Below are 20,612 nucleotides of genomic sequence, written 5' to 3'. Positions count from 1 at the left end.
GCGACGGTGGAGGCATACCGCTTCCCGCCGGAAAGGACAGTCGAGGCGTGTTCGTTGCCTGGAGAGATCTCAAGTTCGCCAAAGGGCGCTTCGCCCTGACGGGGACCGTCATCGTGCTGATCACCCTGCTGGTCGGGCTGCTGTCCGGGCTGACGGCCGGACTGGGCCGACAGAACATCTCCGCGATCACGTCCCTGCCCGCCGACAAGATCGCCTTCCAGGCGCCCGGCGGCAGTCAGAGGCTGTCGTACGCCAACTCCACCGTCACCGAGCGGCAGTGGCAGCAGTGGTCCGAGGCGCCCGGCGTCGAGGACGCCGAACCGCTGGGGATCACCACCACCAAGGCCACCGCCGGGAACAAGAGCACCGGGGTCTCCGCCTTCGGTGTCCAGCCCGGCTCCCGCCTGGCCCCCGACAGCAACAAGATCACCGACAGCGCGGTGGTGCTGTCCGCCCAAGCCGCCGACGACCTCGGCCTGCGCCCGGGTGACTCCCTCACCCTGGCCGGGCGGCGCTTGACGGTGGCAGCCGTCAAGGGCGACTCCTCTTTCAGCCACACCCCGGTCATCTGGACCAGCCTCAGTGTCTGGCAGGAGACCGCACCTCCCACCGGCCGGGGAAAGGGCCCGACCGCCACCGTGATCGCCCTGAACACCACCTCCCCTGCCGATACGGCGGCCACCGACCACCGGGCCGGCACCCGGACGGTCACCAAGGACGACTCACTGTCCGCGATCGGCTCCTACACCTCCGAAAACGGGTCTCTGCAGCTGATGCGCGGCTTCCTGTTCGTCATCTCCGCGCTCGTCATCGGCGCCTTCTTCACCGTCTGGACCATCCAGCGCAGCGGCGACATCGCCGTCCTCAAGGCCCTGGGCGCCTCCACCGCGAGCCTGCTGAAGGACGCTCTCGGCCAGGCCGTCGTCCTGCTCACCGGCGGCACCCTGCTCGGCACCGGCATCGCCGCCGCCCTCGGAGCACTCCTGACCGGCTCCGCCGTGCCCTTCCTGCTCACCCCCACCACTGTCCTGCCCCCCGCCGCTGTGATGGTCCTCCTCGGCACCGTCGGAGCAGCCCTGTCCGTCCGCCGCATCACCTCCGTCGACCCGCTGACCGCCCTGGGGAGCGCCCGATGAGCCTGAAACTGACCGACATCACCCTCACCTACCCCAACGGCGACACCCGCCTGACCGCCCTCGACCAGGTCAGCCTGGAGGTCCCCAGGGGCAGCCTGACCGCCGTGGTCGGCCCCTCCGGCTCCGGCAAGTCCAGCCTCCTCGCGGTTGCCGCCACGCTGATCACACCCGACTCCGGCACCGTCACCATCGACGGCGCCTCCACCACCGGTCTGACCCGTGGCGAGCTGACGGAACAGCGCCGCCACAAGATCGGCATCGTCTTCCAGCAGCCCAACCTGCTGCCCTCCCTCACCGCCGCCGAACAACTCCAGGTCATGGCCGGGATCGACGGCCGCAAGCCCCGCACCGCCCGCTCCCGCGCGATGGAGCTCCTCGACGCCGTCGGCCTGGCCGACCAGTCCGGCCGACGGCCCCACCAGCTCTCCGGCGGCCAGCGCCAGCGCGTCAACATCGCCCGCGCCCTGATGAACGACCCCAGCGTCCTCCTGGTCGACGAACCCACCAGCGCCCTCGACCACGAACACGGCGCCGCCGTCATCGACCTGATCACGCGGCTGACCCATCAGCAGGCCACCGCCACCGTCCTGGTCACCCACGACCGCGCCTACCTCACCGACGTCGATCAGATCGCCGAAGTCCACGACGGACGCCTGCGCATCCCGGCCATGAAGCGTTGCTCGGCCTGACCACATACCCCCATGTCCAACATGTCCAACGCCTCTGTCAGGACCTCTCAGCGGGGGCGCTGCGGGCGGTGCTCCCGGGGGTTGGGCGGGTTCGGGCCGGGGGTTGGGCGGGTTCGGGCCGGGGGGTCGACGGGTGGAGGGGGCGGCTTTGCGCTGTGCCCCGCGACACCCTGGAGTGACCGACGCAGACCGAGGTCCGACCTGCCGGTCGCGCAGGCCGCAAACAAGTCCTCCGACTCACCAGGCTGGGCGTAAGCCGCATACCGTGTACGGGGAGTGCAGGACCTCCCTCGCCGCGGGCAGTGTCGAGCCGGACCCAGCCACAGGCACACCGACGCTCTCGTACGACGCCCTGTCCGGGGCGGTCACACGGCTGGCGGCAGGGGCGGGGCCGCTGCCCCCCCATTACCTTCTCGGTGGCCCCGCAAATGGCGAGGCGCACTGTCCTCGTCCGTCCGGAGCGAGATCCAGGAGGCCGCCAACCAGGCGCTGCGCTTGCCTGAGGCGAAGGACTGGGAGCTTTGGCCTTCTTCCGCCTCACAGATCGGCGTCGTGGCGTTGACCTCAGGGTCCTCGGTCGGTGCGGTGATGTCCGAGACCAACGCGGCGTAGTCAGCACCAAGTCAGCACCAAGTCAGCACGGTAGCCAGCACCAGACCGTCAAATCACGCCAAACTACGCGTCCCGGACAGCAGTCGTTGCGACCATCTCCGAGCCCCTGAACCGCCCTTCCGTGAGCCGGCATGGTGGCCAAACGCATAGTCGCCCCCCGAACTATGTTGCCCCACCACATGTGCCCCTGACGTGCGTGTTTCTACGGTGTGCCGACACGTACCCGTCCCCACCGCACACGAGGAAGTGGCGCACATGGCCTCCGGAACCACCGCTCCCCCACCCCCCGCCAGCCTCCCCCGCATCGTCGCCGCCAGCCTCATCGGGACCACGATCGAGTGGTACGACAACTCATCCGATCGAGGCTAGGACCTGCGGCTTTTCCGATAATTACCCTTCCGAGTCAGCACCGAACCAGCACCGGGAATTCTCGTGCTGGCTGGGCAACGGGGGAGCACTCGGCCTGGCCGACGGCTGCCCTGATGACGCGCACCAGAGATCGTCACTGACAGTAGCGCGGTCTATCCGGCGAGGGTGAGGTCGTGCATCCGGGCGATGCCCAGCATGGCGTGATGGACTCCGTCGCCTTTGAGGCGGCAGTCGCGGAGGATCTTGCAGGTCTTCATGCGCGCGAAGACGTCTCGACGCGGGCGCAGACCTGCTTCTGGCACTTGTTGTTCGCTTCCTTACAGTCCGGAAGGTCTTCGCCCTTGCGTCGGCGGTGGAGCATGACGAGCCCGGTGCCGGGATAGCCGCCGTCGGCGATCGTGAGTGTTCTGCCGGCAGCGGCTTTGGTGCCGGATTCCTCCCGTGCCTTGCAGTCGTTGCGGTTAGCCGGGCAGGGGCCGGCCGGCCACGACGACCAGGCGCGTATCGGCGTGACGACGACCTGGTGGTTGGTCGAGCACCGGTAGTTCTTGGACTACTCCGCCACCGCGTGGTCCCGGGTTGGGACCAGGCTGCCGTCCACGATGAGCACAGTGTCCTTGGCGAACCGCTTGCGGGGTTGGAACGCGAGCATCGGCCCGAGGTGGTCGATGGTGCGGTCCGCTGCCGACTTGGAGACACCGGAGAGCGGGGCGAGTTGGCGCATCGTCACTTTCGTGTGCCAATACGCCGCGACCGGCAGAGCCCGGTCCTCCAGCGGCGGCTCCACGGCCGGCCCTTGCGGACCGCGTCAGCACCCTCACGTCGCAGTACGGTCACCAGTTGCCGAACAGGCGAGGGCTCAGCCCGGTGAACGCTCGGCGCCGATGTCCCGTTCACGACGGTTCTGGACGGTCCACCGAACCTTGAGCGGCGCCCCCCGGCCCGGCGACCTGTGTCAGTCGAAGAGAGCTACGACTCCACTCACCCAGATCGCAAGGAACGCAAGGGCCCCCACCAGGCAGCCGACGCCCGCCAGCACACCGCCGACCGTCCACGGCTCAAAGGGCGCCTCGTACTCCTCTTCCAGATCGTCCCGGTAGGAGTCCGGGTCGTCCCAGTCGACGGGGTGACCCAGCTCCTCGGCGCAGGCAGTCCGCACCGCGGCCAACTGCCCCTCCGCGAAGGCGGTGGCAGCCATGGCCTCGGGACCACGCCAGGCGAGGGCTTTCATCCGCCACCCGGGAGACCCGTACCGCGCCTCGAAGGAAGCGGTCTCACCGGCGTTCCGGTCCTCCTCGAGGTACATCCAGCGTCCAGCCTCGGCGGCATCGCCGTAGAGCCGGTACACCTCGGCCAGACGCCGGCGAAGCGTCAGGTCGTACGGGAAGGACGAGACGAGACCGCGTAGACGCTGGCGCGCGACGGGAATCCGGCCGGCGGCCAGGTCTGCATCGACTCGGGCAAGGGTCTCTCTCAGGGGCATGAACGCATGATCGGATACCGCACTGACTTACGTCGACCTGGTTTTGTCGCTCAGCACTCGCTCGCTCTCAACGGCATCGGCTGGACCGGGACAGCCCCTTAGCGCATCGCTTGAACACCGTCCGCGTTGGCGTGCTAGGTTCTGTCGTCAAATGTCACGCCCACATCAGGAGCGATGCGAGGGTGATGGCTGCTTGGTAGGACTCGGTGGTCTTGTCGTACCGGGTGGCGATGCCGCGCCACTGCTTCAGCTTGTTGAAGCACCGTTCCACCACGTTGCGCCGCTTGTAGATGTCGCGGTCGAAGGCCGGGGGCCGTCCGCCACGGCTGCCGCGGTTCAGCCGGTTGCGGACCTGATCGGCTCGCTCGGGAATGGTGTGGCTGATCCCGCGCCGACGCAGCCAGCTGCGTATCGCCCTGGAGCTGTAGCCCTTGTCGCCCAGGACGTGCGAGGGCCGCACCCGGGGCCGCCCCGGGCCTGGGCGGGGCACCCGGATCGCCTCCATCACGGCGGAGAACTGGGTACAGTCGTTGGTGTTGCCGCCCGTGACGATGAAGGCGAGCGGGCGGCCGGCACCGTCGCAGGCCAGGTGAATCTTGCTGGTCAGGCCGCCTCGGGAGCGCCCGAGAGCTGGGCTGCGGAGCCCCCTTTTCGGGCGCCGGCGGCATGCTGGTGGGCGCGGACGATGGTGGAGTCGACCGACACCAGCCAGTCGATGTCACCGACGGCGTCGGCCCGGGACTGGGCGGCGCGGAGCATCCGTTCGAACGTGCCGCCCACCGGCGAAAACGGGTGTGCAGCGTGGCCCACGACCCGTACCGCTCAGGCACATCCCGCCAGGCCGTCCCGGTACGGAACTTCCACACGATCCCGTTGAGGACCCTGCGGTCATCCAGCCGCTTGCGCCCTCGCGATGACACGGGCAGCAGCGGCCTGACGAAGTCCCATTCGGCATCGGACAGTTCATGGCGACGTATCACCCGTCCATGATCCACCACTCAAGATCATTTGAAGACACTGCCTAGGGCACGTGACTGAGATGGGTAATGATCGGCCGATCACATGACTTAAGCACTCAATTTCGCTACGGATGCGATGGCCCCGATCCCGCCACGACCTGACGACGGCGAACCCCTCAACGCTGTGTCGTGTTCGGCTTTCTACCCGCTTCCGCAATCCATCGTGCGACGCCCTCGAAGGCGCTCAGCGCTCGCACATCATAGGGTCCGAAGAAGTCCTGACAGTCGTGGCCGAGCCGGTTGTAGAGAGCCACGGCTCCTCGTGCATCGCCTGACTGACCGGTGATTTCAGCGTGTTTCGCGCGCGCCTCGATCACGGACTGGTCAGTCGGTCCGAACCTGCGCTCAAGGTCGAAGATACGGCGGTCCAGTGCACGGATGCTTCCAGAGAGGCCGACATCGGTGGCGGACGTCTCCACCTGGTCTGCCTCTTCCATCGCATCACCCAGGCCCGTCGCATCCAAAACATGCTGGATCTCCCTCACCGCATCCGCCACGGTTTGGGCGCTCTCCGGGCGCCGCGCCGGCTCCTTGGCCAGCAGCATGTGAACAATGGAGTCCAGCTGAGGGGGAACGCCGGGGCGGTGTGCGCTCGGTGGTGCCGGTGTGTCCTCCTGGTGCATCCTGCCCACGGCCATGACGTCGTCGCCGGGGCTGCCGAACGGTGGGCGGCCTGTCAGCATCTCGTAAAGGACGCAGCCCACGGAGTACAAGTCGCTGCGCAGGCTTCCCTGTTCACCACTCCATCGCTCCGGTGCCTTGTAGAGCGGGGTGCCTGCGGTCGTCTGCGACTGGGTGACGTCGGCGAGGAACGCCAGCCCGAAGTCCACGATCTTCACGTCGCGTTCCTGAGTGATCATAATGTTGTCGGGCTTGATGTCGCGATGGAGCACCTTGGCCTTGTGCGCGGCCTCAAGCCCTTCGCATATCTGGCGGGTCCAGCGCACGGCTGGCTCGAGAGCGAGAGTCGCGCCTGTCTTCAGGTGTTCAGCGAGTGACTTGCCGTCTACGTACTCCATGACGATGTACAACTCGCCGTCATGTTCGCCGGTGTCGTAGATGTGCGCGACGTGGGGGTGGTTGATCCGCGCCATGGCCAGACCTTCGCGTTCGAACATCTTCACCGTCGAATCGACGAACTCCGTGAGAGCTCCCTGTTGGGAGAGCCGGCGCCGAGCGAGGAACTTCAGAGCCACGGTTCGGCCGAGTTTCGTGTCCTCGACCATCCATACATCGCCCATGGCGCCTCTGGCAGGGTCGCCTTTCTGCTGGTAACGACCGCCGATCAGCTGCAAGGCATCCACCTGTGTCTCTCTTCCGTTCACTCGCCACACCCCGATGAGCCGCTGGTCAGTCCGGTGTGCGATTGCCTCCCCACATTGTGAGGGCCGTCAGACCCCGCATCGCCTCATGCCACTCCTCGAAGAAGTCCTCACGCTGCTCCAGGGCCTCGGCCAACGTAGATACGGCTTCACGCCGTAGCCGGCCCCCCTGATCGAGCACGTGCTTCCTGCGCAGGGGAACACCCCATATCTCCCCCGCTGCCCACGCGAACATGGCGAGGGCGACCAGGAGGAACAGTCCCAGCCATACCCCCTCAGTGAACGGCACCACGAGTGACCCGGTGAGGGTTCCGATCGCCAGGGCACCCCAAATGCGCGGCCATCGGCGCACCACCGCGTCCGACTGCTTCTGCGTCTGCTGTTCGATGTGCGTCGCCAGGTCATCAAGGAGTGGGCCTGGATCGACCGTCCGCTGCGGATCCGTCGGGACGGTGCAGGACCAGTCGGCGATGGTCAGGTTGACGTATTGAGGGAGGTGGTACCGGGAGGCTGCCACGATGCGGTTGGCGGCATGCTCCAAGCTCGGCCAGATGGCGCGAAGGGCCATGCGGCGGGCCGGAGAGCCGAGCCGCGCTGTGGCCGGCTCGAAGACGGCCTGGTCGAGGAGCGTCATGAAGGTCACTGGTTCCGCGTCAGGACCAAGGGACATCTCGTGTGCTGCCTTGGCCGCTTCGAGGTCTCCTCCATGCTCGATGACACGTTCGAGCCGGTGCATTCTCTCTCTCATGGCGGCCTCATCGGGCTCAGGTTGGTTGATGAGCCGCTCCAGGGCACTTTCGACGTAGTGGCCGGTGCTGACGGGCCAGTCGACCCCGTTCGGCCCGTCTGGAAATGTGCGCCTGAGGTGAGCCAGAGTTCTGCCGGGCACTGATGCCAGCTCCCAGCCTTCCTCGAGCGACTCCCACTGCCGCCCGCACGCCTCGCGCAGTGCGTCGTACTGGCCCCTGGGCATGGGTCGGCGCAGGCTCTGCAGCCGAACCTCGCACTCGCCGTCATCGGCCAGGTCGACAGGCGGATAGGAAGCAACCGGAGTGAGCTGCCTGCTCTGACTCCATCCCGTCATCGCCACCTGCGTATAGCCGAGCGCCTCCTCTCCCAGTTCCTTGCTCGCGATCGCGTCCAGGACCACGAAGAAGTCCTGCCCGAGTCGGTCAGGATCAAGTGATTGCAGGTAGAGATCCATACAGTTGGCCGCCTTGACCTGGTCTCCGAGGCGGGAATAGGTCAGTGCAAAGAAGAGGTTGGTTTTGGCGGCGTCCAGCATCAGCGCGTGTGCGTGGGCGCTCTCGCCTCGTTCTACCTCGTTACGGAATGCGGCTGCTACCGTCATGGCAGCCGGTGCCAGCCAGTATGTCGGTTCGAGAAGCATGCGTTCCTCTGTGCAGGCTCGCACCGTAGCCGTATTGACGACTCCCCTGTTGACGGCGTGCGCAGTGAGGGTGTGAACGAGTCCGCGGGCCAGCGCACGCGTGTGCTTCCGCTGGGCGAAGTCCGCATGCCATTGGGTTGTCAGGCGGGACAGCTCGGCCTGGGCCTTGGCCACCTCTCGGTCGCGACCGTACTGTTCGATGAAGCTGTCCAGGGTCTGACGTGTGTCGGTAACCGCGCTCTCCAACCCCGCAAGCTCTTTGCGGACTTCGGTTAGTTCGCCGCTGAGCTTGCCGACGTGTGCTCGTACGCCGTGGAGGTTCTCCTCGAAGCCTTCCAGCTTTCCCTCATGCCGAGTCTGGCTTTGTCCTATGCCCTCCACCCGTTCACGGAGTCGCTCCAGTGCCGAGTCCGATTCGTACCGGTCTTCCATGACGTCCCCCGGGCTCCTCGTGTCACGCAGCACGACTTGCTCATTATCCGGTCAACGCGCACCAGCGGTAATCAACTGGCCGAGTTTGTCGCGCGGTTGTGTGCTGGCGGCCGTGTCAGTGCATGGTGGCAGTATGGCGTGCCACGTTCCCGGCGCACTTGACGGAGGAAGCCTCTTGCGTGAGATCGTTTACTTGTCGGAGAGCAAACTGCGGCAGTTCATGCCCGAGCCGCGGCGCGCCCCGCGTACGGCTGCTCTTCGGGTGACCACGCCGTTCGGCGGTATCGACATGGACGCGCCGACCACGGACGAAGAGCAGAGCCGGCACCGACGTCAGGTGTACCGGCATGTGGAACTTGTTGCGGACTGGTACGAAAGGCCAGGGCTGCGACCTGGGCAGTGGGTTCAGTATGAGGTGCCTCTTCGATGCGTGACGCTCAGCGGCGCCCACGAGGACCTCGTGCTCTTCGTGGACCCCGCGCCCGGAGGAGACTTGAACCCGGCATCGGGGCAGAGTTGCCGTCTGCTGATGCACGGTTCTGTCCGGCACCTGCGAGGCTGGAACCCGATGTCAGTCGACGGGCCCGTGTTGGAGGTAGCGAACTCAGCCTCCAGCCTGGGACATGCATTCGTCACGAGGGCCGGCCAGGTCGTCGAGGCACTCACCAGACACCGCGACCCCATGGCGGCAGATCAGGCCGCTTCACGGACAGCCCCCGATCTTCACCGCCGAGGCGTGCAGGAACTGTTGCACGCCCTGGACAACGAAGACCTCAGCCTTGACACATCCGCTTTGATGACCGGATACGCGCGCGTCACGGGAGTGCTACCCGGTAGCAGTGCCAACAGGCCGTGCGTAGTGGCGAGCCCGCTCATCGTGGAGTACGCGGCGGCCGCTTCGGATTGAGCGCTGCCCGCAAGCGTTCAGGAGCGCCGCAGCAGGACGCGCGCAGGCGTCTGGTAGGTCGTGCAGAGACCACGCTTCGACCCAAACCATCATGACCGCACATACGAACCTCGGGTACGTCCAGGTAACGGACGTACCCGCCTTGCCGACGGCTCGGAGTCCGGGAACTCTCGTGCTGGCCGGGGGACGGGGAAACACCCGACCTGGCCGACGACTGCCCTGATGACGCGCACCAGTGATCGTCACCGCGCATATCCGGGTCTCTGCTGAAAGGACCCCGGCCGGTTGGCCGGGGTCCTCTGGTGTTGCGGCGCTGAGGATCAGTTGCTGCCGGCGAGTTCGCCGGTCAGCCTGCCGTGGAGGTCGGCGCTTGGGTCGTTCAGACCGGTGATCTCGACGGTCTTCCCGCGCTGGGCGTACTTGGTCTCGATCGCGTCCAAGGCAGCGACGGAGGAGGCGTCCCAAATGTGGGCGGCCGAGAGGTCGATGACGACCTTCTTCGGGTCGCCGGCGTAGTCGAACTGGCCGACGAGGTCGTTGGAGGAGGCGAAGAACAGCTCCCCGGTGACGGAGTAGACGACCGTGCTGCCGTCGGGGTCGATGACGGCGGTGACGTGGGCGAGGCGAGCGACGCACTTGACGAAGATCACCATGGCGGTGATGGTGCCGACGACGACGCCGATGGCGAGGTTGGAGGTGGCGACCACGACGATCACAGTGACAACCATGACGACGACCTCACCGGCGGGCATCCGCTTCAGTGTCTTGGGGGCGATGGAGTGCCAGTCGAAGGTGCCGAAGGCGACCATGACCATGACGGCGACCAGCGCGGCCATGGGGATGTCGGAGACGACCGGCCCGAAGACGATGCACAGCACCATCAGGAACACACCCGCCAGGAAGGTGGAGACGCGGGTGCGGGCTCCGGATACCTTCACGTTGATCATCGTCTGACCGATCATCGCGCAACCACCCATGCCGCCGAAGAAGCCGGTGACGATGTTGGCGATGCCCTGTCCGATGGACTCACGGGTCTTGGAGGAGTGGGAGTCGGTGATGTCGTCGACCAGCTTGGCCGTGATCAGGGACTCCATCAGTCCAACCAGCGCCATCGCCAGGGCGTAGGGGGCGATGGTGGTGAGCGTGTCCAGGGTGAAGGGCACGTCGGGCAGGCCGGGCACCGGCAGCGAGGAGGGCAGCTTGCCCTTGTCGCCGACGGTGGGCACGGCGATCCCGGCGGCCACGGTGATCACGGTGAGGATGACGATGGACACCAGAGGCGCCGGAACCACCCTGGTGACCTTCGGAAAGAACACCATCAGCGCGAGCCCGCCGATGATCAGCGGGTAGACCGGCCAGGGCACGTCGTGCATCTCGGGGACCTGCGCCATGAAGATCATGATGGCGAGGGCGTTGACGAAGCCGGTCATCACCGAGCGGGGCACGAACTGCATCAGCTTTGCCACACCGATCGCACCGAGGACCACCTGGAAGACACCGGCCAGGATGACGGTGGCCATCTGGAGCAGGACGCTCCCGCTGCGCGCGTCTGAGACGGGACGCCAGAACCCACAGACGGGATAACTCCTGGCCAGAGGCCCCATTAGCCTCAATCCGGCCAGGGGTGGGGATCCCTGGGACTGCAAAACCCGTGCTCAGGACGGTCAGTTGACCATCCGGACCGAAGTCGCCCGCTATCCGGTATGGATCTTCCGGTCGCGTGCTTGGGCTGAGTCGAGGGGCACATCGGCTACTGCTCGCCCGTCAGCCCCCCTGCCGCACCGCCGCCGTCTCATCCGGACGAGCGCTGACGGCCAAAGGGCTGAGCCCAGAAGGCCGCTCCTCAGCGTGCGATCAGCAGTCGCCGGACGACATAGCCCGCCGAGTCCACGCCGGAACGCCCGCCTTCGACGAGTGCCGCCACAGCGACCCGGGAGTTGTACGCAGTCAGCCAGCCGTTCGTGTGATCCCCTTCCTCCGCGGTACCCGTCTTCGCTCCGACATCCGCGAGTCCGCCGAGGCGCGGTGCCGCGGTACCGCTGGTGGCCACATCACGCATCATCGTCTGCAGGTACCCCGCCGTCGTTGCCGATATGGGCCGTGGCGCTCGCTCCTGCTCCTGGCCCGGGAGGATGATCGGCTGGTGGAAGCCGGCATTGCGCACCGTTGCCGCTACCGACGCCATGAACAGCGGTGTGGCTGTGACCTTGCCCTGCCCGATGAACTGGGCCGCCTGGTCTCCCCCTTGGACGTCCGGCGGAATGCTGGGGTCCGTGGTGGCGACGCCTCCGCCGATCGACCAACTGCCCATCCCGAAGACGTTCACGGCCTCGTCGTGCAGGGCGGAGGCGTCTCCGTCGTGCACGAGGTGGTGAAAGCCCTCCTTGATGAACGAGGTGTTGCACGAGACAGCGAACGCCTGGGCCAGGGTGGCCCCGGGATTGGCCCTCACACCCGGGTCGTTGTGGAAGACCTGACTGTTGGCTGTCACCGAGTTGGCGCAGGGAGCCGGACTGTTCGCCGTCAGGCCCGCCTGGTCGAACAGGGCGGCCGACGTGATGATCTTCATCGTGGAGCCCGGTGACTTGATGCCGTTGATGGCGATGTCCCCGTCAGGTCCCGTGTGCGCGACCGCGAGAATGTGCCCGTTCCGCCAGTCGAGCGCCACAACTCCCGCCGGCTTTTCCTGGAGATGGCCGTCTTCCACGGCCTCCTCGGCCACCGCTTGGAGAGACGCATCGATGGTCGTCTTGATGATCGGCGCCCGCCCTTTGACGAAGACGTGCAGCGTCCTGCGCGCATCGCCGGGACCGACTGCGGCCACGCCCATGTCACCGGTTCCTCCGGTTGGTTCGGCGTTCTCGCGGATCGTCGCCGCCATCTGCCGAAGAGAGGGGAAGCCCGCGAGTTCCGTCTTGCCGTCGCTGGCGACGACCCTGACCGCGCCCAGGTCGCGCGGGAGCTTGCCAGCGGTCAGTGACTGGCCGCCTGTGAGTCCTGGATAGAGGACCGAGTTGTTCCAGTGCACCGCCGGCGCACCGTTACGGCTCTGCAGCACGGCCACCGCACTCGAATACCTCCAGGTTCCACCCGCCACCTGAGCCGTCACGTGGAAGGTGACCTTGGTGCCACCGGGCGCCGCGGCAGAGGGCCCCACGGCCACTACGTCACTGAAGACGAGGTTCTTCAGATGCAGCCCTTGCGCGTAGCTCCGCAAGGCTGGGGCGGCCGTGTCCGGCGCGTCCGTAGCAGCAGCCGCCCGCTGTAGACGCTGGCCGGACCAGTCATCCAGGAAGGACCGGGCCAGCTCGACCGCCTTGTCGTTGGATGGCGGGGAGCTGGACAGCGCCGAAGGATCGAAACTGTCTCCCACCGGACTCTCACTCGCCGTCGTGCCGGAGACCAACCCGTGGACAACGCTGTAGGCACCGATCCCACCGGCGGCCAGCACCACGGCGCACGCACCCGCGATCCCCATCTTCACAGCCACGTTCATGTGGGGATCTTACACGCTTTGCACTGTACAATCTTTAGAGCATCGAAAGATCGTTGCTCAATGTCCGACTTAGCGGACCGCCTAGTCGAACACGTCGGCGACCGCGACCACACTCTCTCGTGGCGCTCTCCGCCGCCGCAGCACCACCCGACTATGGCAGCGTGGCCCATCATTTTGCATACTGCAAGGTAAGGAAGGGGAACCGATGGCCAGCAGGGCACCACTGGATCCGGCCCATGTGGACCCGAACAAAATCATCACCGGTTTGGGCCCAGGAACGGCGAGGCCTGGAATCCGCACCAGCCCCTGGGGACTCATGCTGCTGGCCATAGCGGTTGGTGGCGGCGCGGGAGCCGGTTCAGTGGTCTTTCGTTGGTGCATCCTCGCCTTCACCCGCGCTTTCTCCGGTCACACTGACTATGCGTCCGCTCCCGGCAGCAGCAACCCGCACGTGCCCTGGCTCGGCCCGTTCTTCGTACTTCTGGCCCCGGCTCTCGGCGGCCTCCTCTACGGCCCTCTGGTCAACCGGTTCGCGAAGGAGGCGCGCGGACACGGGGTCCCCGAGGTGATGCTTGCCGTCGCCCAGCGGGGCGGGAAGATCAGTCCGAAGGTGGCCGTCGTCAAGACCCTCGCATCCGCCTTGACCATCGGCTCAGGTGGCTCGGTGGGCCGCGAGGGACCGATCGTGCAGATCGGGTCGGCCCTGGGATCGACGCTCGGCCGCCTCGCGAAGGTAACGGAAGGCCGCATGCGGCTCCTGGTCGCCTGCGGCGCGGCAGGTGGTATCGCGGCCACGTTCAACGCTCCGCTAGCCGGCGTCTTCTTCGCCATGGAGTTGGTCCTCGGCACCTTCAGCGCGGAGGCATTCGGTGTGGCCGTGCTCTCCAGCGTCACAGCCAGCGTGATCGGCCGGGCGGCTTTCGGCGATGTGGCGTTCCTGACTCTGCCACGCTTCCACGTCGACCACCTCACCCAGTACGGCCTCTTCGCCCTGCTCGGCGTCCTGGCCGCAGCGGTGGGAACGGGATTCTCACGCGTCCTGTACCTGATCGAGGACGCCTGCGACTGGCTCTGGCGGGGTCCGGAATGGCTGCGACCGGCGGTCGGCGGGCTGGCTCTGGGCGTACTGCTCCTGGCCTTGCCGGAGATGTACGGCGTCGGCTACCCGGTCCTGGAGAAGGCCACCGAGGGTCGCTACGCGATCGGTCTTCTACTCCTGCTCCTGGTGGGCAAGGTGCTGGCCACAAGTCTGACCATCGGCATCGGCGGCTCAGGTGGCGTGTTCGCGCCGAGTCTGTTCATCGGGGCGATGCTCGGAGCCGCGTACGGCCTCGGAGCCCACGACCTGCTGCCCGGAACGGCGGGGGCTGTGGGCGCCTACGCCTTGGTGGGGATGGGGGCCGTTTTCGCGGGCGCCTCTCGGGCGCCGATCACCGCCGTGGTGATCCTCTTCGAGCTGACCGGGGAGTACTCGATCATCCTGCCGCTGATGCTCGCCATCGTGCTCGCTACGGCCACCAGCCGCTTGCTGTCACGGGACACCATCTACACCCTCAAGCTGCGTCGCCGGGGCATCGATCTCACCGCCCCCGCCCACGACGCACCACTCGGCTTTCAGCGAGTCGGCGCGGTCATGGAACCGCTGCCCACGCCGCTGCTTTCGTCCACGCCGCTCCCGGACGCGGCGGATGCCCTGAGTCACTCCGGGTACGACGCACTTCCAGTGGTGGACGAGGCCGGTGTCCACATCGGCGTCATATCCGCCCAAGCCGTCGCCGAGGCGCTGATGGAAGATCCCGAGGCCGTGCCCACGGGCATCGGTGAACTGACCGAGCCGTCCACCCCGATCACCACGGACCAGAACTTGGCGCAGGCTGTGCACGTCCTGCTCAACGGTGCAGGCTCGGGGGTTCCCGTCTTCGATTCCGCACGCAGCCGTCCGGTCGGCTGGCTCAGCCATCGCAGCGCGCTGCGGGCAGTCCACCCTGTGCCAGCGCAGTAAACCTCTTGCCCCGGCTTCGCCCTCGTTCCCCCGGACCAGGTCGGTACCGGTCGCGGGTGGTACGGCCGTGCCCACCGGGGTACTGCGGGAGCACGTGGCGGCCCCCGGGCCGCCAGAGAGTGCGCGCGATGACGGACGGGAGAGTGCGATGTACCCGCGACGTGACGGTGAGGAGCCGGCCGGCAGCCCTGTGGGCGACGCGGCGGCCCGGCTGGCAGAGGACACCGCCGAACTGGCCCGGCGGGAGGTCAGGGCGATCCAGCAGGAGGCCCTGAGCGCCCTCCGGCGCTTGGGCGCCGGCGGAGCGCTGCTCGCCGGCGCGGGCACGTGCAGCGTACTCGCGCTGTGGGCGGCGCACGAGGCAGCGTTGCGCGGTGTCGAGTCCGTGCTGCCGAGGGGACGGGCCGCGCTGACGCTGGCTTGTCTGTACGCCTCCTCCGCGGCAGCGCTCGGCATGGCCGCCCGGAACCGCCTCCGCTCCGCCGCCCAGGCCACCGCCGACAGCATGACAAGGGAAGCACAGCGGCTGGAGCAGGGACAAACTGAGTCGTCTCCGGTACCGACAGGGACCGACCAGGACGCGGACGATCTGGAGTGATCGGCGTGACGGGCGGCTCACGGCCTTGCCACGAGGTCGTGGAACGGGCACTGCGGGACCGGGGGCGTCGTACCGTCTGGTCGGCCATCACCAGGCGACGATCGCCGCTTGCTGCCCATGTCCCGTGCGGCTAACCGGCCCTCTCGCATCCTCCACCAGGAAGAATGAAGGCCGAGGCGGCGCGGTCGGCCCGGCGGCAGCCATTCGCCCGGCACAACTCGCCGGGCCGAGGGCAGGCGGCTGTCAGGAACCTGTCGCCCTCGCTCCGCGCTCGGGCAGCCACCACTGCCGTCGGTCGGCCATTACCCTGCCCGCTGTCAGCCCAGCAGCCCCTCACCGGAGCGGACGACTCAGCCGGGCCGGCGTAGACCTGTGCCAGTGGGAAGCGGAACCTCGGTGGGTCCGGCGGGCGGGCGGATCGAGCGAACGACCGCCACCACACTCGCCCCGACGACGGCCGCCGCCCATGGGACCAAGTCGTCCAGTGGCCCCTGCCCCACACCCCGGGGAGGCACCGAGCCCCTGGGGTCGTAGACCACGGGGAGTACATCCCCGGGTCGGCTCGTCGGCCCACAGCCGCGCCAGATCTGAGTTCCGAGCGTAACGCCACGGGCGTCTGAGACCGAGCAGAGATACCGGCCCCGCTCGCTGTCCGCGGCATTCCCCTTCTCCACCGACGTCACCACCGCGGACTCGACCAGCCCCCGGCTTTCCAGCACCATCCCGGCGGCGGCCTGCGGAGTCCGTGCCGCGAATGCCATCGCCAGCAGCGCGGTGATACCGACCAGCGCGCGCCCGGCTCTCACACACATGAGGTAGACGGCAAGAGCCGCCGCGCAGACCATGCTCGCCTCACCGCCGGCCAGTGAGGGTTTGCCCACCCACGCTCCGAAGAACGCGACACCGACCATCGCCACGACGCCGAGTACGCCGACGAGGAGCCCTTCAGCCACCAGCCAGCGGGGCGGTGCACCGGTGAATCCGGCCGGCCCCCAGACCATGTCGCGAACGTGGACCGCGAGGCGTGGCGCACCGAACGAGGAGGGCCGGGGCCCCTGGCGTCGGGATGTCACTTCCGGACGGCCTTCCCTCTCCTCATGGACCACATGTGCCGCCGCTCGCGTAGCGCATCCGGCCTCCATGGTGTCGGACAGCGCGACGGCCCGGACCGCCGGGTCACGCTGCCGCCTTCATGCTGCCTCCGTTCTCTTGAGCCAGGCAGGAATTCCGGGAGCGTCACGCCGTAACGCCCCCCTCTCCCCCAGCGTGACGGTGGTATCGCAGCAGGAGCATGGCGGCGTCGTCGTGGAGAGGCCCGGCTACATGACGCACCAGGTCCTCGCGCAGCCGCTCCAGGGCCTGGTGTGCCGCGGGCGCCTCGAGCAGGTTCGCCCCTCGCTCTCCCAGCGGGTAGAAGGCTCCTTCGGTGTCGCGGGCCTCGGTGACACCGTCCGTGTACAGCAGCAGTTGTTCGCCCGGTCCGAAGGGCACCCTGTAAGGCTGCGGCCCGTCGCTGTCATGGGCGTCGAGGCCCAGGGGCAGCGCGTAGGCCGGCGGCTCCGGGAACTCGGAGGTTCCGTCGCACCGCACCACCATGGGAGCAGGGTGGCCGTAGTTCAGGAAGACGGCCTCATTGCCCTCGCCGATCTCGGCGAGAACAGCGGTGACGAACTTCTCTCCCTCGACCTCACGGCTGACGCATCTCTCAAGGCGCTCGCCGAGCCCGGCGAGGTCGGTTTCGTCGTGTGCCGCCTCCCGGAAGGCGCCGAGTACCACGGCGGCGGTTTCGACCGCGGCCAGTCCCTTGCCCTGCACATCGCCCACGATCACCCGGATACCGTGCGGTGAGGCCACCACCTCGTACAGATCGCCGCCGATGCGCGCCTCCGCGACCGCCGAGGTGTATGACACCGCCACCTGCAACGGGCCGGCGGTCCGTGGCACGGGCCGCAACAGTACCCGTTGTGCCACTTCGGCGATGGACCGCACACTGGCCAGCTCCGCCTCCCGGCGCGAGCGCATCACCGCGGCCGCGATACCCACTCCGGTGACCCCGCCGACCGATGCCATCGCGGTGTACCCCCGCCGCTCCTCGAACAGCCCGTCATACAGCCCCAGTGCCACGCACAACAGCAGCGCGGCCAACCCGATCAGTGCCGTGCGCCGCCACCCGCCGACAAGGCCGGCGAACGCCGGCCCCAGAGAGACCAACGGGAGGAACCCCACGCCCGGCCCGGCCACCACGTCCGCCACGGCCACGACGGTCATCACCGCCACCGGCATCCAGGTCAGCAGGGCGGAACCCGGCGTCGGCTTGTCCCCGGTCATGCGTCCTCCATCGGTGTCACAGTTCATACTTGCCGTCCGGATGCTCCACGTCGAGACGGGGCTGCCTCGGTTTTAGACTATGCAAATAAGCGCACGAGGGGACCGCCACGCCGTTCCAGGCGCCCTTGACGTTGCGCGTACGAGAGTCAATGCCGAAACGTCCCCCGGCTCGTCAGGACCGCTGATCGGCCGCAGTGTCTGCGGGACCGTCCGCGAGAATCACCGTTGCCACGGTGCGTTTGCCGGCCGGCTCCTGATGCACCTCGAAGCTCTGACTCAAGGCTCTGACAATCTCCAGACCGTGCTGACCGACCCGGCCCGGCTCCGGGGCCCGGATCACCGGCAGCTCAGGCGCAGTGTCCCGGACGGTGATCCGTATGCGCCCCTCTGCCAGTTCGATGTCGAGCAGGCACGGCCCTGGTGCGTATTTGAACGCATTCGTCACCAGCTCGCTCACCACGAGCTGCACCGCGTGCGAAGCGTGCTCGGACACCCGACGGCCGTGGACAGACCGGACCTGTCCAAGGAATGACCGCGCCAGCTCCCGCGCGTGTGCGATGCCGGCGGTGCTGCCGTCATAAGCGGCGGAAGCTCTGAGCGGTGCGTCGACCGGTCGATCACCCCCTCCGGTTCCACTGCTCATCCCATCGCTCGCTTCCCGCATCGACAGACGCCGCAGCGTCGACGGCGGCAGCGTGGCCCATCAGGCGGCGGAAGAGACACCACCTACCCTTTTGCACAGTGCAAGCATAGGGCTCCGAGATGCGGGGTGCCTGGAAATGAGCGTTATGCATGCCTGGCCACGCGCCGGCACAGCACAGGAGGCGGCCAACCGGGAATCTTAGATTATGCAATCTTCGATGACGCTCCGATGTCGTCTGCATCACAGCACGGCGATGGCGCAGCAGACAGGCCTACCGCCCGGGAGGAAGGTCCAGTGCCCAGCCGAGCGGGTGCGGATCCACGCCTTCGGCCGAGGCGGGCGGCTCTCCGCCGGCCTCGTTGAAAGCGTCGAGCGCCTCTACGAGCGCCAGGCGCTGCGTCGGGCGCAGGCGTTGGACGATGGCGGCGATCTCGGCCCGACGCCGAGCTGTTGCCGTCTCGACCGTTCGGCGACCTTCCTCCGTGAGCTGCAGCATGGTCTCCCGGCGATTGGTGGGGTTGGGCTGCCGGTCCGCGAGCCCGGCCGCGATCAACCGGTCCACCATGCGCATGGCCGTCGACGGCGCTACCTGCAGCAGTTCGGCCAGATCGACCAGCTTGGTGGCGCCCCGGCTCGCCAGCACCACCAGCATCCTGAACTGCGGCAGCGTGACCCGCTCTTCGACCTCGGCGAGCGAGCGGGCGGAGACCGCCACCAGCAAACGGGAAGCGGTCAGCACCGCTCGCGTGACCACGTCCACGTCATCCACGTCCCCAACCGGGGTGTCTGTCTCCGCCATACATCCTTTCTACCGCGCGGATGCCGCCACCCCCGACCACAGTCGGTTACGGGAGCGCTCCAAGAGCGTCGAAAAGAATCGAAAAATTTGCACTGTGCCAGTGAATCGGAGGCGTAAGGACGGTTACTCAGGAGGCGACAAAACACCCACACTCGATGGGAAGGGAGGTGGCCCCCGTGGCCACGCACACTCGCATCGACGAACACCCGGACATCATGGCGATGCGGGCCCACTACGCGGAGGTCTCCGCTCGACCGCAACTGCAGGCTGCCGAGGGGGTGACCCTGCTGACTGGTCTGTACCTTGCGATCTCTCCTTGGGTGGTCGGCTTCGGCGGCAATCCGCTGGCTGTCAGCAATTTGGTCACCGGGATCGCCCTGGCCGTCCTCGCCCTCGGCTTCGGCTCGATCTACGAGCGGACCTTCGGTATGGGTTGGGTCGCGGCCGGTATCGGCGCGTGGACGATCGTCAGCCCATGGGTCGTCCAACACGCGTCCGCCACGACCGGGACGATCATCAGCAACTCCGTCACAGGCGGCATCGCGGTGATCCTGGGGCTGATGACCACGGCGATGGCCTCTCGCAGCCGCACCTGACACCGGTAACCGACCGGTCGGCGTGTGGTCCCGCCGTCGCCGTCACGTGCCGACCGCTGCCGAGCGCCCATACGGGTGGCGACAGCGTACGCAATGCACTCCGTCGCTACCTGACGGCTGACGACGGCATTCCTCACTGTGAAGGATCCGGCACTGCGCCTGTCCGCCGTCAGAAGTCGGCCAGGCGCAGGGTTCGGCGTATGGTCCGCAAAGCGGCGGGGAGCGACCGCTGCGGACCGAGCCCGCGGTGAAGTCGCCCGGACTGGCGACGGAGCTCGAGGAGGAGGCTGGCCCAGCCGAGGCCCCGGCTTCGTGGGGAACCCGGGCCGGGAGACGATACCGCGCTTGCGTCAGGCGAGCCGGATGGAAGCGACGGACTCGACCTTCGCCTTCAAACGGTGCAGTAGCCGATCGACGGGGCGCAGACCGGCTGCTGGTCATACTGACGGAAGTGACCGCTGTAAGTCTGTGGTGTGACGCCTCCGGTCGCGCTGCGGGAACCTCCCCGGTTACCTGGAAGCATGAGCGAAACGTACCGACCCGGTGAGAGGGTGCCGCGAAGCGGCATCTACGAGTGCGACTGCGGCCAGGGCCACAGTACGGACGTGAAGGGTCACGTCTTCCCTCCACTGCCTGAGCACTGCTCTGGTTCCGGGTGGAAGTTGAAGACGGCTGCCCGAGCGGAATAGCCCTGGGGCGGCAGGCGCAGACCCCCGCCGGCCCACTGCTTCACGGCCGGGCGCATCGGAACGCGCTGGTGCCCCCCACCGCGGAAGCGACTGAGTCTTACG

At 67.5% G+C, this 20,612-nt stretch carries 15 protein-coding genes and 2 pseudogenes; 6 read left to right on the top strand and 11 right to left on the bottom strand.

Annotated elements, in window-relative coordinates; genetic code table 11:
- Positions 1-47: 47 nt before the first annotated feature.
- Both LG395_RS37840 and LG395_RS37835 read left to right on the top strand, forming a co-directional pair.
- Positions 48-1,136, top strand: a complete 1,089-nt coding sequence (locus tag LG395_RS37840; protein WP_225813645.1) for an ABC transporter permease — start codon at positions 48-50, stop codon at positions 1,134-1,136.
- On the top strand, positions 1,133-1,825 hold the full coding sequence (locus LG395_RS37835) for an ABC transporter ATP-binding protein (RefSeq protein ID WP_225813644.1): 693 nt from the start codon (positions 1,133-1,135) through the stop codon (positions 1,823-1,825). Before LG395_RS37840 ends, LG395_RS37835 begins: the two co-directional genes overlap by 4 nt.
- Before the next feature lie 1,133 nt (positions 1,826-2,958).
- Here LG395_RS37835 and LG395_RS37830 read toward each other — a convergent pair.
- The 5 genes and pseudogenes from LG395_RS37830 to LG395_RS37810 form a co-directional block, all read right to left on the bottom strand.
- Positions 2,959-3,669: pseudogene (locus LG395_RS37830) on the bottom strand (transposase).
- 92 nt (positions 3,670-3,761) lie between these two features.
- Complete coding sequence (locus LG395_RS37825; RefSeq protein WP_225813642.1) at positions 3,762-4,289, bottom strand: DUF6584 family protein; 528 nt, start codon at positions 4,287-4,289, stop codon at positions 3,762-3,764.
- Positions 4,290-4,443: 154 nt separating this feature from the next.
- Positions 4,444-5,266: pseudogene (locus LG395_RS37820) on the bottom strand (IS5 family transposase).
- Positions 5,267-5,424: 158 nt separating this feature from the next.
- A complete protein-coding gene (locus tag LG395_RS37815) occupies positions 5,425-6,612 on the bottom strand; it encodes a serine/threonine-protein kinase (protein WP_225813641.1) in 1,188 nt (395 codons plus the stop codon).
- A gap of 46 nt (positions 6,613-6,658) precedes the next feature.
- Complete coding sequence (locus tag LG395_RS37810; RefSeq protein WP_225813639.1) at positions 6,659-8,452, bottom strand: hypothetical protein; 1,794 nt, start codon at positions 8,450-8,452, stop codon at positions 6,659-6,661.
- Between the two features lie 175 nt (positions 8,453-8,627).
- On the opposite strand from LG395_RS37810, the gene LG395_RS37805 reads away from it, so the two are divergent.
- Positions 8,628-9,359: an SAVMC3_10250 family protein gene (locus tag LG395_RS37805; protein WP_225813636.1), complete on the top strand. Its 732-nt coding sequence runs from the start codon at positions 8,628-8,630 to the stop codon at positions 9,357-9,359.
- A gap of 320 nt (positions 9,360-9,679) precedes the next feature.
- On the opposite strand, the gene LG395_RS37800 is transcribed toward LG395_RS37805, so the two are convergent.
- A complete protein-coding gene (locus LG395_RS37800; protein WP_225813634.1) occupies positions 9,680-10,879 on the bottom strand; it encodes a SulP family inorganic anion transporter in 1,200 nt (399 codons plus the stop codon).
- Between the two features lie 323 nt (positions 10,880-11,202).
- A complete protein-coding gene (locus LG395_RS37795; protein ID WP_225813632.1) occupies positions 11,203-12,855 on the bottom strand; it encodes a penicillin-binding transpeptidase domain-containing protein in 1,653 nt (550 codons plus the stop codon).
- 316 nt (positions 12,856-13,171) lie between these two features.
- Here LG395_RS37795 and LG395_RS37790 point away from each other — a divergent pair, with 316 nt between their 5' ends.
- Positions 13,172-14,857: a chloride channel protein gene (locus LG395_RS37790; protein WP_225813665.1), complete on the top strand. Its 1,686-nt coding sequence runs from the start codon at positions 13,172-13,174 to the stop codon at positions 14,855-14,857.
- Between the two features lie 148 nt (positions 14,858-15,005).
- Complete coding sequence (locus tag LG395_RS37785) at positions 15,006-15,455, top strand: phage holin family protein (protein ID WP_225813630.1); 450 nt, start codon at positions 15,006-15,008, stop codon at positions 15,453-15,455.
- A gap of 350 nt (positions 15,456-15,805) precedes the next feature.
- On the opposite strand, the gene LG395_RS37780 is transcribed toward LG395_RS37785, so the two are convergent.
- From LG395_RS37780 to LG395_RS37765, 4 genes are all read right to left on the bottom strand, one after another.
- On the bottom strand, positions 15,806-16,456 hold the full coding sequence (locus LG395_RS37780; protein WP_225813628.1) for a hypothetical protein: 651 nt from the start codon (positions 16,454-16,456) through the stop codon (positions 15,806-15,808).
- Positions 16,457-16,691: 235 nt separating this feature from the next.
- Positions 16,692-17,783, bottom strand: a complete 1,092-nt coding sequence (locus LG395_RS37775; protein ID WP_225813625.1) for a PP2C family protein-serine/threonine phosphatase — start codon at positions 17,781-17,783, stop codon at positions 16,692-16,694.
- 172 nt (positions 17,784-17,955) lie between these two features.
- Positions 17,956-18,426, bottom strand: coding sequence for an ATP-binding protein (locus LG395_RS37770; RefSeq protein ID WP_225813623.1), 471 nt, complete (start codon positions 18,424-18,426; stop codon positions 17,956-17,958).
- A gap of 271 nt (positions 18,427-18,697) precedes the next feature.
- Positions 18,698-19,225, bottom strand: coding sequence for a MarR family winged helix-turn-helix transcriptional regulator (locus tag LG395_RS37765; RefSeq protein ID WP_225813621.1), 528 nt, complete (start codon positions 19,223-19,225; stop codon positions 18,698-18,700).
- A 176-nt stretch (positions 19,226-19,401) separates the two neighbouring features.
- Between LG395_RS37765 and LG395_RS37760 the strand changes: the two genes are divergently transcribed.
- Positions 19,402-19,821: an SPW repeat protein gene (locus LG395_RS37760; RefSeq protein WP_225813619.1), complete on the top strand. Its 420-nt coding sequence runs from the start codon at positions 19,402-19,404 to the stop codon at positions 19,819-19,821.
- The last annotated feature ends 791 nt before the right edge of the window (positions 19,822-20,612 follow it).

Source organism: Streptomyces spinosus, assembly GCF_020400655.1.
Classification (GTDB): Bacteria; Actinomycetota; Actinomycetes; order Streptomycetales; family Streptomycetaceae; genus Streptomyces; species Streptomyces argyrophylli.
The sequence above is the reverse complement of the archived record's forward strand: the minus strand, read 5'-3'. Positions and strand labels throughout refer to the sequence as shown.